Below are 309 nucleotides of genomic sequence, written 5' to 3'. Positions count from 1 at the left end.
AAAGAGTGTGCCTTCTGTGACGGGCCAGATCACTCATCAACTACCCAGAGGTAATGTGGTGCCTGTTCTGCTCCAGCCTAATAATTTTTCAAATGGAGTGCCAGTTTCTCATCAACCATCACAAGTCAAGACCCAAGTTTCTCTAGGGAGTGGAGTGGTTGCTGCTAAAGAAATTCCTGTAGATGGAAACCATGCACTTGTCTCTCACACTCAAACTAGCCAGAATTTATTGCCAACCAGCATGCAAAGTGAAGGTGTTCCTCCACCACATAATCAATCTTCATCCAATGTGGCGAATGAAGATCAAGC

General features: G+C 45.0%; 1 protein-coding gene. It reads left to right on the top strand.

Annotated features, from left to right (window positions below):
* Positions 1-58: 58 nt before the first annotated feature.
* On the top strand, positions 59-309 hold a 251-nt coding region (locus L9G74_RS24010), incomplete at its 3' end, for a hypothetical protein (RefSeq protein ID WP_238898554.1).

This window comes from Shewanella electrica (genome assembly GCF_022321485.1).
GTDB lineage: Bacteria > Pseudomonadota > Gammaproteobacteria > Enterobacterales > Shewanellaceae > Shewanella > Shewanella electrica.
The sequence above is the reverse complement of the archived record's forward strand: the minus strand, read 5'-3'. Positions and strand labels throughout refer to the sequence as shown.